Raw genomic sequence first — 13,118 nt, forward strand, 5'->3', positions numbered from 1 at the left:
CGGCGATGCGGGAGCTGAACGCTCCCTGGAACATTGACGGCGCCGGAGGCTTAGCTTTTGTGCTGCGTATCATCCGCCTGCGGACTGCCGGAACCTCGGTCCAGTTTGCCCTGCTCGGCCTTGTAGAAATACTGGCTCGCGATCAGCCACCCTTTGAGCGGCCGGAGTGGCAAGAGGCAGGTGATGAGCAGCACCGGCAGAGAGATCAGGAGATGCACCCAGAATGGCGGCTGGTAGGAGACTTCAAGCCACACGGCCAACGCGATGCTGGGCACGCTGCCGAAACAGACGACGAAGAAGGCCGGACCATCCGCCGGGTCGGCAAAGGAATAGTCGAGGCCGCAGACCTCGCAATTGGGCCTGAGCGTCAGGAAGCCGTTGAAAAGATGTCCCTGGCCGCAACGCGGGCACCGGCCACGCATACCGGTGCTGGAGGGAGAAAGCGGGGGCCAATCGGCGTCATATGCCATGACATCTGCCTTTCGTGACAGGACACAATCTGTGGTTCATCTCTGGCTCGGCAATACCGTTCAAGCAAGGTCTTCTCTTGATACGCGTCAATTCGCCCCGCATGCGAACTGCCATGTCGAACCATGAAACTTCTGTGACAGGTCTATGGCAGGAGAAGCGAAATGCATAGTCTGAGGGCAACCGAATCGTCCTGCTGCTCTCGACGGAATCCCATGACATCCGAATTTCCAGGCCTCGGCATCACGTATCGCGGCCACTTCACGCGGCTCAAATGGCACCGGCTGCGCCGCAGCCTGACAGATCCCCTGTTTTCCGCCGAGATAATGGCCGAGGGGTTCCGATTGGGTGCCTCAACCGAACTCGATCTGCGCATACGCACCGATGGCGGCTTCGTCGTCCTGCACGACGCGGAGCTCGAAGGGGAAACCGATGGCGGCGGCCTCATCCGCGAGGCCTCCGCGGATGCCATCCGCCGACTTCACCTCAAGAGCGGCGGCCATCCGCCTATCCTCAGCGAAGATCTGGCATCGATGCTTCAGACCGCTCATCCAGACGCTCTTCTTCAGTTCGACATGAAAGACGAGCTTGCCGCCATCGGTCCGCGTGGGATGGACCATCTTGTGCATTATTTTGCCGATGCCGGCTCATCGATCATCATCAGCGCTCATGACCTCGACCTGATACTCGCGGTCAAGCAAAGGCTGCCGGATTTGAAACGCGGCATCGATCCCAGCGACAAGTTTGGCGACATTTACAAGGCCGGCGGCTGGAGCGCCGTCGAGAAGGACCTGCTCGCCGACATTCATGGCCCAACCGAACCGGACACGGTCTATCTCTACTGGCCGATCCTGCTCGACGCCGCCAAAGCCGGTCTGGACATGATCGGCCTCTGCCACGATGCCGGCAAGCTGGTCGACGCCTGGACCTTCAACCTCAGGAACCCGGATGCGGGGTTCGACGAGGGAGAAGCGCGCGATTTCGCCGCCCTGATGGCGCTGAAGCCGGACCAGATCACCACCGACGAGGCCCCCGCCACGGAACGCGCCTGGGCCGGGCTCGTAGGTTGAACGTCTCAATCGTCCCAGAACGGCTCGCGATAGACGCGCCGGCTGACCAGTTTCAGGCTTCGATCCGGCTGCAGGATATATCGCTCCTCGACCCGCTGGCCGAACTCGTTTCGGAACTGATGGCTCACGACGCTGCCGATCGGAGACTTGGTGAGCCGGGTGCGCGGCTGACCGCCATAGGTGATGCTGCCCGGAATGGGCTCGATCCCCGGTCCGATTTCGAGAGCTGGACTAGGCCTGCCGACGCTATCAACGGTACAGCCGGCGAGCGCAAGCACAAGGCCGGCGATGGCGACGATGGTTCTCATGAGTGATCCTTCCCGGTTTGAAGCAGTGGCGGATTGTCTCAATTCAGAAGTCGATCCGAAGTTCCCAACCGGCCCGGCCGATAAATATTCTACCCATCGCCAGAATATTCGTTACACATTTCAATCGCCAATCACTGAATGGGGAGAATGCGTGCCGTGACGAAACCGTATGGAGCCATGTCGATCGCCGAGCTTTCCGCGCTGATCCAGACTGGAACGGTCGACCCCGTCGCGGTGACCGAAGCAGTGCTTGCGGGCATCGAGGCCTACCCGGACAAGGCGGTCTTCATCTCCCTGCTGAAGGACCGGGCGCTGGCAGAGGCCGAGGCGTCCTCGAAGCGCCTGAAGGACGGCCGCTCGCTTGGCCTGCTCGATGGTATTCCGATCGCCTGGAAGGACCTTTTCGACGTCGAAGGACTGCCGACCACCGCAGGCTCCAAGGTGCTGAAGAAGGCCGAACCTGCCAGGAAGGATGCCGCGATCGTCGACCTTCTGAAACAGGCGGGCATGGTGGCGGTCGGCCGCACCAACATGAGCGAGTTCGCCTTTTCCGGCATCGGCATCAACCCGCATTACGGCACTCCTCGCAATCCGCATGGAAAGGATGTGCCGCGCATTCCGGGCGGTTCGTCCTCCGGCTCCGCCGTCGCGGTTGCAGCCGGCCTCGTTCCCGTCGCCATGGGTACGGACACCGGCGGCTCGATCCGCATCCCGTCGGCACTGAACGGTATCGTCGGTTACAAGGCGACACGCGGTCGCCATGCGATGGACGGGGTCTATCCTCTGGCGACGAGCCTCGATTCGCTTGGCCCCCTCTGCCGTACGGTCCAGGACGCCGTCTGGATCGATGCCGCCATGCGCGGCCTTGCCGCCCCCCAGACCGCCCGCCGGTCGCAAGAGCCGCTCGACATCGTCATCCCGACCAACATCGTCTTCGACGGTGCCGAACCGGGCGTCGTCACCGCCTTCGAAGCTGCAATTGGCCGGCTCGAAAGGGCCGGTGCGAGGATCACCCGCATCACCATTCCGGCCTTCGATGAGATCCCGGCCCTGATGGCAAAGCGCGGCGCGCTCGTCACGGCGGAAGCCTTTGCGCTTCACCGGCAGCGGCTGTCGGGACCGGAGGCTGCCGAAATGGACCACCGGGTCGTGGCCCGGACGCGTCTTGGCGAGAAGATCAGCATGCCGGACTATATCGCCATTCTTGAGACGAAAGCACGCCTGATCGCCGAGACCGAAGCGCTGATCGGCGACCGTTTCGTCGCCATGCCGTCGGTCGCTCATGTTGCGCCGCCGATTGAGGCGCTCGAAAAGGATGACGAACTGTTCTTCGCGACCAATGGCAAGACGCTGGGCAACACCGCGCTCGGCAATTTCCTCGACTGGTGTGGTGTTTCGATCCCCTGCGGCACGGGCGACGCCGATATGCCCGTCGGCTTCCTGCTGTCGGCAGGCGCCAACCATGACGAGGCGCTGCTGCAGGCCGCGATGAGTTGCGAGGAGACCGTCAGAGGGTAGGAAACTGCGGCGAAGAGGACGTCCTGACACGGACTGCCAAGCACCTCGTCAGACAGGGACCGGCACCATTGACTCTGCTGTCCATCGTGGCACTTTGGTTCGGTGAGCGCGGCGGAACGGTGCATCGTGCCCGCCCGCCTGATCTGCACGATCGAAAGCTCACCGGATAGAGGAATGGCTTGATGTCATCGGAAGAGGACGATCGGTCGGACCAATCGCGAAGAGTAGCGGAGGCCGCGGCTAAGGTTGTCGATCCGGAGCTCATGGACGCGCTACGGCAGGCGGCAGCGCACGCCTGGAACACCGGCGAAGTCAAATTCGATCTGCAGATCGCATCTGCCATTCAGGCCATCGCCAAAGAGTTGGGCGTCACTCGAGACGAAGCAGTCCGGCTGATGGTACGGGAATGGTTGGAAGGGAATGCCTATTCGCCTGTGCGCCGGCAAGGGGAAGATGACGATACCGGAGGAAAGACGTAAGCGAACCGGCGCTCATCGCGCAACCGGCTCAGCAGGCCGGGAAACGATGGCGGAATGGAAGGCAACCGCTCCAACGCCGGGGATAGCCAACGTATCCGCCTCGCCAGATGATTGGAAGTAGGCCGTGCTGATGCGCCTACTCCTTTAGGCCAGGTTCACCGGCAGAAAACATCGGACTAAAATCCATGATTGTAAGCCGAGCATAGAAGAGGCTCGACTTTCGGCGAAGCCCGCGCTGGGGGAAATTGCGCGGGCTTCGTCATTCTGATGATCCGGCGGCAAATTACATTTTCCTGAGAATATCTTCAGATCAACACCTCCCGTCGCACGCGGGCGACGAGGAATTCCAGCAGGATGGCCCGCCGAACCATATAAGCTCGGCATCAAGGATATCTGTCGAGCCTGTTCGGCCCGGAGGATTCGGTGATGGATTGGTAGCGGGAGGCAGAATTGAACTGCCGACCTTGGGGTTATGAATCCCACGCTCTCACCAACTGAGCTATCCCGCCACAGGATTTGCGGTGTTCCGAAAGTCCGGTCCGCTTTGGTCGTGCGGCTTATAAGTCGCCCGTCACCAAAGTGTCAAGCGCGGTTTTGGCAAATCCGGCGGCTATTTTAAAGACCGCCGGAAAGCGCCGGATCAGGCCGCGACAGGGGCGGAAAGCAGCGCCTGGAGAGACGCTTCAGCCGCAGCCGCGCGTTCCGAACGTTCGATGAAACCGCCGCCATAGACGCGTGCATCCGGCCCTTCCGCAGAATAGAGGACGCAGGCCTGGCCCGGTGCCACGCCCGCCTCGCCCATCATCAGGTCGACATAGGCGCCGCGGTCGTCGCAATGGACGGTGGCCGGCGTCGGCGGACGAGTCGAACGGACCTTGGCAAAGCACGCAAAGCCGTCGCGGGCATCTTCATCGAGCGCGCCGTCGCCGATCCAGTTGACGTTGCGCAGATAGACGCGATGCGTATCCAGCGCCTCCTTCGGGCCGACGATCACGCGACGCGAGCGGGCATCGAGATAGACGACATAGAGCGGTTCGCCTGTGGCCACCCCGAGCCCTTTACGCTGGCCGACCGTGTAATGCACGATGCCTTCGTGGCGCCCGAGCACACGGCCGTCCATGTGCACGATATCGCCGGCAAGCGCCGCATTCGGCTTCACCTTGCTGATGATGTCGGCATACTTGCCCTGCGGCACGAAACAGATGTCCTGGCTGTCGGCCTTCTTCGCGACGACGAGGCCCATGTCTTCGGCCAGCGCCCTCACCTCCGCCTTGGACATGCCGCCGAGCGGGAAGCGCAGGTAGTCGATCTGCTCCTGGGTGGTGGCGAACAGGAACCAGCTCTGGTCGCGGTCGCTGTCGACCGGGCGGAACAGCGCGCGGCGGTTCGGATTGTCCGCAGTCGGATTGCGGCGCGAACGGATGTAATGGCCGGTCGCAAGCGCATCCGCGCCGAGCTCCCGCGCCGTCGCCAGAAGATCGGCGAACTTGACCGTCTGGTTGCAGGCAACGCAGGGGACCGGCGTTTCGCCCATCGCATAGGCTTCGGCAAAAGGATTGATCACCGTCTCGCGGAACCGCTTTTCGTAATCAAGCACGTAATGCGGAATGCCGAGCGTTTCGGAAACCCGACGCGCATCGTCGATATCCTGGCCTGCACAGCAGGAACCCGCGCGATGCACGGCCGCACCGTGATCGTAAAGCTGCAGCGTGATGCCGAGCACGTCGTAGCCCTGGCGTTTCAGAAGACCGGCGACGACGGAGGAATCCACGCCCCCCGACATGGCAACGACAACGCGTGTGTCTTCCGGCCTCTTGTCAAAATCCAGCGTATTCACGGGTAACTCTCTCGGTATATCGGGCCGCCGGTCCATGTCAGGAAGGGCGGGAAGTCGGGGCCTGGCGCGGGATCGGCCGCAAACCGGGCTATTCTTGCCGGATATAGAAAGGATTTGTGGCCGGCGCAAGGAGGATGGGTATTTCGGCGGCTTTGGCATGGTTTCGGTCCTGCCCTCGGATCGCATTTCGCCTTCCCCCGGACTGAACCTGTGACCGGATGACGAGCGGACAGACTCCTCCCTTGGTACGTTGCGTCTTTTTCAATCGGCCGGGACACGTCGTGTGCCTCGATTTAAGTTTTTATGGGTGACACCCGACGTGTCCCGTTCGGTGTGTTTTTCCGCGCAACTCCGGTTCCTCTGCGGCGATATGGTCTTACGTCCTTGCGGATGCCATACCGGGTTGTGTGCGACACACGCACGCCCCGCCTGAAGACGGGAGGGGAACCATTTTCTGCGCAGCCCCTGGCGACCCACCTGCATCAACGGCAGACCGAAAGGGCACCGGTCCCATCTCGCCGGCGATGCGTAACCGGTGTAGCCGAAACGGAACGGGGAGATTGTAGGCGTGAGTTGAGAGGGCGGGGATGAACGGAAGTGATTTTTCCTGCCGATTTCTTCCAAGGCCTTGATTTGCCTCACCATCCCCCCTCTGCCCTGCCGGGCATCCCCCCTCAAGGGGGAGATGCCCGGCAGGGCAGAGGGGGGCGCGGCACGGAACAGCCCGTCGCTTTGGCGCCGGGCGTTCAGAACTGCAATCGATTCATTGGATCGATTGCTCGGGTTTCGCCCAACCGCTCTTCACCCTCACCGATCCGAAGACCGGTTCATGTCGCGGACGACCCAGCGGAAAAAGAGATAGATAACCAAGAAGAAAAAGATGAGAGGCAACAGATTTTCGAATGCCGACATCATTAAATCTCAAGCCTGCCCTTCCCGATTCGCAAGCTAGCTTCTTTGATCTGCGACAACAAACGCTAATTCACCCTAGCTAACAAATGTTAATTCGCATTCGGTTGCACACCGAAGTTCAACAAGAAATGTAGCTTGCCGCTCCATCATGACTGAAGCGTCCTGGGCTGCGCCGCCTCGCCAACGACCGCGCCGTTGGTCGCCCCCTCCGCCCTGACCCGCGGCAATGCCGATGGATATTCCCGCTGGATGAAGTCGATCAGCTTCTCGCGCATTTCGCAGCGCAGGTCGAAGGTCCTGGGCGCGTTGGAAGCGGAGGCGAGGATGCGGATCTCCATGACGTTTTCCCTGAAGTCCGTCACCTGCACCGCAACGACCCGCTTGTCCCAGAGTTTCGAGGCGGCCGCGATCTCCTCCACCTTCTTTCGGATGACGTCCACCGGCACGGAATAATCGAGGTAGATCATCACTGTGCCGATCAGCGCCGCCCCCTCGCGCGTCCAGTTCTGGAAAGGCTGTTCGATGAAATAGCTGAGCGGCAGGATCATCCGCCGCCAGTCCCACAATTTCATCACCACATAGGTGGAGGTAATCTCCTCGACATTGCCCCACTCCCCTTCGACGATCAGCGCGTCATCGATCCGGATCGGCTGGGTGATCGCAAGCTGGATGCCGGCAAAGATATTTTTCAGCACCGGCTGAAGCGCCAAGCCGAGCACGATACCCGCGACACCGGCGGATGCAAGCAGGCTGACGCCGTATTGCTGCACCGCCGGGAACGTCATCAGCGTGGCGGCGATGGTGATCGCCACGATCATGAAGCTCAAGATGCGCTCCATGATGCGTGACTGGGTGACATGCGCCCGGGCAAGCAGGTTGTCTTCGGCGTCGAGCTTGAAGCGGCGCAGATAAACGACCGTCCAGACATGCAGGGCGATCTTCGCCATCCAGCCGACCACGACGATGAAGCAAAGCAGCAGGATATGGCGGATCACCGACGCCTGATTGCCGGTGAGAGGCGCGACGGTCGCGCCGAAGGACAGCGTCCAGGTGAGGATCGCAAGCCGCATGGGCCGCCGCGTGCGGGAGACGAGCGAGCGCCAGAAGAGATCCCGGTTCGCGACGAGCCGCGTCAGGAAGCGGAAGCCGAAGCGTTGAATGGCCAAGCCGATAAGGAAGGCGACCACGAGCACACCGATGCTGACGAACCAGTCCGGCAGCCAGGCCGTGTCGCTGCGGAATTCCTGAATGAAGTGCTCCATAGGTCATGACCTAGAGTGCGATGCAGCATAGAAAAGAGTGGCCGCAAAAATATCATGTTTGGGGGGCCTGATGGCGTGGGGCGATCAAGGCACGAAAAACAGGGCGGAGGAGAATGCGATGGAATTCGATCTCATGCGCTTTGTCGATGCGCAGGCGCCTGTCTATGACCGGGTGATCGACGAATTGCGGAACGGCAGGAAAGACACTCACTGGATGTGGTACATCTTCCCGCAGGTCGCCGGGCTTGGCTTCTCGATCATGTCGCAGCGTTTCGCGATCGGCTCGAAGGAAGAAGCCCTGGCCTATCTCCGCCATCCGCTGCTCGGACGCCGGCTGCTTGAATGCACCGAGGCGATGCTTGCCCACAAGGATCTCTCGGCCCACGCGATCCTCGGCTCGCCGGACGACATGAAGTTCAAAAGTTCAATGACATTGTTCGAAACGGTCAGCGAAAAGGGCTCCCCTTTCGAGAGAGCCCTTGAACAATTCTATCACGGTGAGCGCGACGAAAAGACCATCGCGCTGTTGCGCGCCTAGGCCGCGACCTGGATCGCCGAGACCTTCCAGTCGTTGGCGGGTTTGCGGACAAAGGTCCAGATCTCCACGGTCTCCGTGGCGTTGTCCGGATCACCTTCAGTCACCGCGCCGCTATCGCGATCACGCATAAAGTCGATGCTCGAATAGCGCATGGCCACGGTCGCATATTCCTGGCCGTTCTCGCGCCACGCTTCTGCAAGGTCGCCCTGCAGGAGCTTCACGTCCTTCACCTCGTTCCTGCGGCCGCTGGTCGCGTTCTCGCCAAGCTCCTCAGCCAGGTAGGACATGGCTTCCGGCGTGGTGAGGTTGCGCAGCTTCGCATAGTCCTCGGCAGCGTAAGCCGCCTGCACGTCCGCCAGCATTTTCTCGAACTGGTCGAGGTCGCGGTTGGTGATGCCGATCTCGTCGGTTTCAGGCCCAGCCTGACGGGGTGCAGAGCTGTAACCGGTAGCCGTACCGCCGCCGCCCAGAGAACCGATCTTGGGGATCTGGAAGGAGGACGACGTGTTCTGATGCGACGTCTCGTAAGCGTTGCGCTCTTGGCCGTAGCCTCCGGCCGGACCGGCCGGCTGCTGCCGGCGCGCAAACATGCGGAAAGCCAGCATGGCAAGCCCGGCGATCAGCGCGATCTGCAGCAACATGCCGAGGAAGCCGAAGCCGCCGCCGAAGCCGGTGCCCATCAGCATGCCGAACAAACCGCCGAGCAAGAGCCCGCCGAAAAGTCCGCCTGCCAGGCCACCGAAGAGACCGCGGCGAGGCTGCTGGGCCGTCTGCTGACCGAGGCCGGTCTGCGGACGCGTGGCGTTCTGCTGCGTGTTCGGGGTCATGGAGCGTTCAATGCCGGTCGCCGGTGCCGGCGCCGTGCGGGTGACCGGCGGAGCCGAATAGGTGCGCGTACCGCGACTGCCGAAGCCGCTGAAACCGCCGGCGCGACGCGCCTCTGCCATGTCGACGGCGGTGAGAGAAACCGCCATGCCGATCGCAAGGACCGCGAACAGTTTCTGGAATCGCCGAAGCTTGGATAACATCTCTTTCTCCTCATAACCGCATGGATGCGGCATTCCCGGATTATATAGCGATGCACCCTTTGCGATTTTAGAGGGCATCGTCGCTTTTCGCGCTGAAGTAGATAATGGACGAAGAAACGAGAGGCAAGCCTCAAAAATGCAACCTATGAGGGATTCCGGAAACGTTGGGTAAGCTCGAATTACATCCGGCCTTTGCATGCCTGGAACAATCATCCCCTCGCCCCTGTTCCCGCCACAGGCATCAAGAAAGGTTTTCATCCATGCACTATGCGCGCTTTTTTACGATGATCGCGACATCGACCGTCGTCATGTTCGGTCTGATGTATCTCAACACCTACCAGTTGGATCATGTCTTCTTCAGCGAAACACGCGCCTACATGGCCCTCGTGATGGGCGCCGTCATGGCGATCATCATGCTCGCCTTCATGCTGCAGATGTATACGAACCGGATGGCCAATATCGCCATTTTCATAGGGAGTGTAATCGTTTTCGCGGCAGCTCTTTTTCTCGTCCGCAGCCAGACGACCGTGGACGACGTCTCCTATATGAAGGCGATGATCCCTCATCACTCGATCGCCATCCTGACAAGTTCCCGGGCCAATATTTCCGATCCGCGCGTGCGCCAGCTCGCCGATGACATCATCGAGACGCAGCGACGGGAGATCGATGAGATGAAGGGCCTGATTGCCGATCTGCAGAAACAGTAAGCCCGGCACGAAACGCGCCGGGCTTCTTGCACTATCCTTGGGAGGACGACTTTCAGTCGATGTTGAAGACCAGCGGCTTGGCCTGCCGGATCGCCGGATTGGCGGTGAGCTTCTCCAGGACTTCCGGGGCCACCGGGCCGTCGACATAAAGCAGCGCGATCGCGTCGCCGCCTTCCTTGTCGCGGCCGAGCTGGAAGTTGGCGATGTTGACGCCGGCGTCGCCAAGCGTGGTCCCCATGAAGCCGATCATGCCGGGCACGTCCGTGTTGGCGATATAGATCATGTGCTGGCCGACTTCGGCATCCATGTTGATGCCCTTGATCTGGATGAAGCGCGGCTTGCCGTCCGAGAAGACGGTGCCGGCGACCGAACGGGTCTGCTTCTCGGTGGTGACGGTGAGCTTGATATAGCCGTCGTAGACACCCGTCTTGTCGCGCTTGACCTCGGACAGGATGATGCCCTTTTCCTTGATCATGATCGGCGCCGAAACCATGTTGACGTCGGAAACCTGATTGCGGATGAGGCCGGCGAGCAACGCGGAGGTCAGCGCCTTCGTGTTCATCGTCGCGGTGATGCCGTCGTAAAGGATTTCGATTTCCTTGATCGGGTTTTCCGTCACCTGCCCCGCAAACGAACCGAGCACGTCGGCGAGCTTGATGAAGGGCTTCAGGATCGGCGCTTCCTCGGCGGTGATCGACGGCATGTTGATGGCGTTCGAGACAGCACCCTTGACGAGATAGTCCGACATCTGCTCGGCCACCTGCAGTGCGACATTTTCCTGCGCTTCCGTCGTGGAGGCGCCGAGATGCGGCGTGCAGACGACATTGTCGAGGCCGAAAAGCGGGCTCTCGGTGGCGGGCTCCACCTCGAAGACGTCGAAGCCGGCGCCGGCGACATGGCCGGACTTGATGGCTTCGGCAAGTGCTGCCTCATCGACCAGGCCGCCGCGGGCGCAGTTGATGATGCGGACACCCTTCTTCGTCTTGGCAAGGGCTTCCTTGTTCAGGATGCCGCGCGTCTTGTCGGTCATCGGCACATGCAGCGTGATGAAGTCGGCCCTGGCGAGCAACTCATCGAGTTCGACCTTGGTGACGCCCATTTCCTCGGCGCGTTCCTTCGAGAGGAACGGGTCATAGGCAAGAACATGCATGCCAAGGCCGATCGCCTTCTTGCAGACGATCGAGCCGATATTGCCGGCGCCGATGACGCCGAGCGTCTTGCCGGTGATCTCGACACCCATGAAGCGCGACTTCTCCCACTTGCCGGCCTGGGTCGAACTATCGGCAGCCGGAAGCTGGCGGGCGACGGCGAACATCAGCGCGATGGCATGCTCGGCCGTGGTGATCGAGTTGCCGAAGGGCGTATTCATGACGATGATGCCGCGGCGCGAGGCGGCCGGGATATCGACGTTGTCGACGCCGATGCCGGCGCGCCCGATGACCTTGAGGTTGGTCGCAGCCGCGATCAGCTTCTCCGTCGCCTTGGTGGCGGAACGGATGGCAAGGCCGTCGTAATTGCCGATGATCTCGGCAAGCTTGTCCTTGTCCTTGCCGAGTTTCGGCTGGAAGTCGACTTCGACGCCGCGATCGCGGAAAATCTGGACGGCGGTTTCCGACAATTCGTCGGATACGAGAACGCGAGGTGCCATGTCTGGGCTCCTTGAAAAGGGGTTCTGTCTTGGATGAGGAAGCGGGCTCCGCCTCGAAAAGCGGAGCCGAAGCGCGATCGTTTATGCGGCAGCCTTGGCGAGCGCGGCCTTCTGGGTATTGAAGGCGTAAGCGAGCCACGGCATCAGGGCCTTCATGTCGGCCTCATCGATCGTGGCGCCCGCCCAGATGCGCAGGCCCGACGGCGCGTCGCGATAGGCGCCGATGTCGAGGGCGACGCCTTCCTTTTCGAGGATCGCGACGATCCCTTTTGCGAATGCGGCCTGCGCATCGTCATCGAGCGCCAAGATTTCGGGGTCGACGATCTTCAGGCAGACGGACGTGTTGGACCGCGTCGCCGGATCGACTGCAAGATTCTGAAGCCAGGAGTTCGCGGCGCAGAAATCGAAGATGACCTTGGCATTGGCATCGGCACGGGCGATCAGCGCCTTGAGCCCGCCGACCTGCTTCGCCCAGAGAAGCGCATCGATATAGTCCTCGACGCAGAGCATCGACGGCGTGTTGATCGTCTCGCCGGTGAAGATGCCTTCGATCAGCTTGCCGCCCTTGGTCATGCGGAAGATCTTCGGCAGCGGCCACGCGGGCGTGTAGGTCTCGAGACGCTCGACGGCGCGCGGGGAAAGGATCAGCATGCCGTGACCGCCCTCGCCGCCCAGGACCTTCTGCCAGGAGAAGGTGACGACGTCGAGCTTCGTAAAGTCCATGTCCTGCGCGAAGGCCGCCGAAGTGGCGTCGCAGATCGTCAGACCCTTGCGGTCGGCGGGGATGAAATCCGCGTTCGGAACGCGCACGCCCGAGGTCGTGCCGTTCCAGGTAAAGACCACGTCGCGGTCGAAATCGACTTCCGCCAGGTTCGGCAGCAGGCCGTAATCGGCTTCGAACTTGCGGACGTCCTTGAGCTTCAGCTGCTTGACGACGTCGGTGACCCAGCCGGCGCCAAAGCTTTCCCAGGCGAGCATGTCGACGCCGCGTTCGCCGAGCAGCGACCAGAGCGCCATCTCGACGGCGCCGGTATCGGAAGCCGGCACGATGCCGATGCGGTAATCCGCCGGCACGTTCAGGATTTCGCGGGTAAGATCGATGGCCTGCTTCAGTTTCGTCTTGCCGACTTTGGCGCGGTGCGAACGACCGAGCGGGGCATCAGCGAGCGCTTCGAGCGACCAACCGGGGCGCTTCGAGCAAGGGCCAGAAGAGAAATGGGTATTGTTCGGACGTACGTCCGGCTTTGCGGTATCCGCCATGATGCTATCCTTCCAGATAGATGGCTCCTCGTTGGGGAGGAGTGTCCCGCCGCCGTGGATATTCCTGTCCGCTTTCACAGTCA

General features: G+C 61.4%; 12 protein-coding genes and 1 tRNA gene. 5 read left to right on the forward strand and 8 right to left on the reverse strand.

The features are described 5' to 3' along the window. Positions 1-50: 50 nt before the first annotated feature. Positions 51-470 carry a DUF983 domain-containing protein gene (locus tag ABK249_RS05345; RefSeq protein WP_227703709.1) on the reverse strand — a complete coding sequence of 140 codons (420 nt, stop codon included), beginning with the start codon at positions 468-470 and terminating at the stop codon, positions 51-53. A gap of 213 nt (positions 471-683) precedes the next feature. Here ABK249_RS05345 and ABK249_RS05350 point away from each other — a divergent pair, with 213 nt between their 5' ends. After that, positions 684-1,538, forward strand: a complete 855-nt coding sequence (locus tag ABK249_RS05350; RefSeq protein WP_227703710.1) for a glycerophosphodiester phosphodiesterase — start codon at positions 684-686, stop codon at positions 1,536-1,538. 5 nt (positions 1,539-1,543) lie between these two features. Here ABK249_RS05350 and ABK249_RS05355 read toward each other — a convergent pair whose 3' ends face one another. Continuing rightward, positions 1,544-1,846, reverse strand: a complete 303-nt coding sequence (locus tag ABK249_RS05355; RefSeq protein ID WP_037149063.1) for a membrane protein — start codon at positions 1,844-1,846, stop codon at positions 1,544-1,546. A 156-nt stretch (positions 1,847-2,002) separates the two neighbouring features. Between ABK249_RS05355 and ABK249_RS05360 the strand changes: the two genes are divergently transcribed. Beyond that, positions 2,003-3,364 carry an amidase gene (locus ABK249_RS05360; RefSeq protein WP_227703711.1) on the forward strand — a complete coding sequence of 454 codons (1,362 nt, stop codon included), beginning with the start codon at positions 2,003-2,005 and terminating at the stop codon, positions 3,362-3,364. A 182-nt stretch (positions 3,365-3,546) separates the two neighbouring features. Beyond that, positions 3,547-3,843 (forward strand): hypothetical protein, encoded by a 297-nt coding sequence (locus tag ABK249_RS05365; RefSeq protein ID WP_227703712.1) that lies wholly within the window; start codon positions 3,547-3,549, stop codon positions 3,841-3,843. Between the two features lie 432 nt (positions 3,844-4,275). Here the strand turns inward: ABK249_RS05365 and ABK249_RS05370 are convergent. The 3 genes from ABK249_RS05370 to ABK249_RS05380 form a co-directional block, all read right to left on the reverse strand. Continuing rightward, positions 4,276-4,352: transfer RNA gene (locus ABK249_RS05370), tRNA-Met, on the reverse strand. A gap of 131 nt (positions 4,353-4,483) precedes the next feature. Beyond that, positions 4,484-5,680: a tRNA 2-thiouridine(34) synthase MnmA gene (gene mnmA, locus ABK249_RS05375; RefSeq protein WP_227703713.1), complete on the reverse strand. Its 1,197-nt coding sequence runs from the start codon at positions 5,678-5,680 to the stop codon at positions 4,484-4,486. A 1,058-nt stretch (positions 5,681-6,738) separates the two neighbouring features. Beyond that, entirely contained in the window at positions 6,739-7,854 is a 1,116-nt protein-coding gene (locus tag ABK249_RS05380; protein ID WP_037149051.1) for a mechanosensitive ion channel family protein, read from the reverse strand. Between the two features lie 118 nt (positions 7,855-7,972). Between ABK249_RS05380 and ABK249_RS05385 the strand changes: the two genes are divergently transcribed. Beyond that, complete coding sequence (locus tag ABK249_RS05385) at positions 7,973-8,392, forward strand: DUF1810 domain-containing protein (RefSeq protein WP_227703714.1); 420 nt, start codon at positions 7,973-7,975, stop codon at positions 8,390-8,392. Here the strand turns inward: ABK249_RS05385 and ABK249_RS05390 are convergent. Then, entirely contained in the window at positions 8,389-9,420 is a 1,032-nt protein-coding gene (locus ABK249_RS05390; protein WP_227703715.1) for a Tim44 domain-containing protein, read from the reverse strand. The two genes, ABK249_RS05385 and ABK249_RS05390, sit on opposite strands and share 4 nt — an antisense overlap. Positions 9,421-9,680: 260 nt before the next feature. Between ABK249_RS05390 and ABK249_RS05395 the strand changes: the two genes are divergently transcribed. Further along, positions 9,681-10,127, forward strand: coding sequence for a DUF305 domain-containing protein (locus tag ABK249_RS05395; protein WP_227703716.1), 447 nt, complete (start codon positions 9,681-9,683; stop codon positions 10,125-10,127). A gap of 52 nt (positions 10,128-10,179) precedes the next feature. On the opposite strand, the gene serA is transcribed toward ABK249_RS05395, so the two are convergent. Beyond that, positions 10,180-11,775: a phosphoglycerate dehydrogenase gene (serA, locus tag ABK249_RS05400; RefSeq protein WP_227703717.1), complete on the reverse strand. Its 1,596-nt coding sequence runs from the start codon at positions 11,773-11,775 to the stop codon at positions 10,180-10,182. A gap of 81 nt (positions 11,776-11,856) precedes the next feature. Beyond that, positions 11,857-13,035 carry a phosphoserine transaminase gene (locus ABK249_RS05405; RefSeq protein WP_227703718.1) on the reverse strand — a complete coding sequence of 393 codons (1,179 nt, stop codon included), beginning with the start codon at positions 13,033-13,035 and terminating at the stop codon, positions 11,857-11,859. Between the last annotated feature and the right edge of the window lie 83 nt (positions 13,036-13,118).

Origin of the sequence: Neorhizobium phenanthreniclasticum (assembly GCF_040066075.1) — a bacterium.
Classification (GTDB): domain Bacteria; phylum Pseudomonadota; class Alphaproteobacteria; order Rhizobiales; family Rhizobiaceae; genus Neorhizobium; species Neorhizobium petrolearium.

Coding starts and splice junctions, on each gene's coding strand:
- ABK249_RS05345 (WP_227703709.1), bottom strand. CDS start 470: ATGGCATATGACGCCGATTGGCCCCCGCTTTCTCCCTCCAGCACCGGT.
- ABK249_RS05350 (WP_227703710.1), top strand. CDS start 684: ATGACATCCGAATTTCCAGGCCTCGGCATCACGTATCGCGGCCACTTC.
- ABK249_RS05355 (WP_037149063.1), bottom strand. CDS start 1,846: ATGAGAACCATCGTCGCCATCGCCGGCCTTGTGCTTGCGCTCGCCGGC.
- ABK249_RS05365 (WP_227703712.1), top strand. CDS start 3,547: ATGTCATCGGAAGAGGACGATCGGTCGGACCAATCGCGAAGAGTAGCG.
- ABK249_RS05380 (WP_037149051.1), bottom strand. CDS start 7,854: ATGGAGCACTTCATTCAGGAATTCCGCAGCGACACGGCCTGGCTGCCG.
- ABK249_RS05385 (WP_227703714.1), top strand. CDS start 7,973: ATGGAATTCGATCTCATGCGCTTTGTCGATGCGCAGGCGCCTGTCTAT.
- ABK249_RS05390 (WP_227703715.1), bottom strand. CDS start 9,420: ATGTTATCCAAGCTTCGGCGATTCCAGAAACTGTTCGCGGTCCTTGCG.
- ABK249_RS05395 (WP_227703716.1), top strand. CDS start 9,681: ATGCACTATGCGCGCTTTTTTACGATGATCGCGACATCGACCGTCGTC.
- serA (WP_227703717.1), bottom strand. CDS start 11,775: ATGGCACCTCGCGTTCTCGTATCCGACGAATTGTCGGAAACCGCCGTC.
- ABK249_RS05405 (WP_227703718.1), bottom strand. CDS start 13,035: ATGGCGGATACCGCAAAGCCGGACGTACGTCCGAACAATACCCATTTC.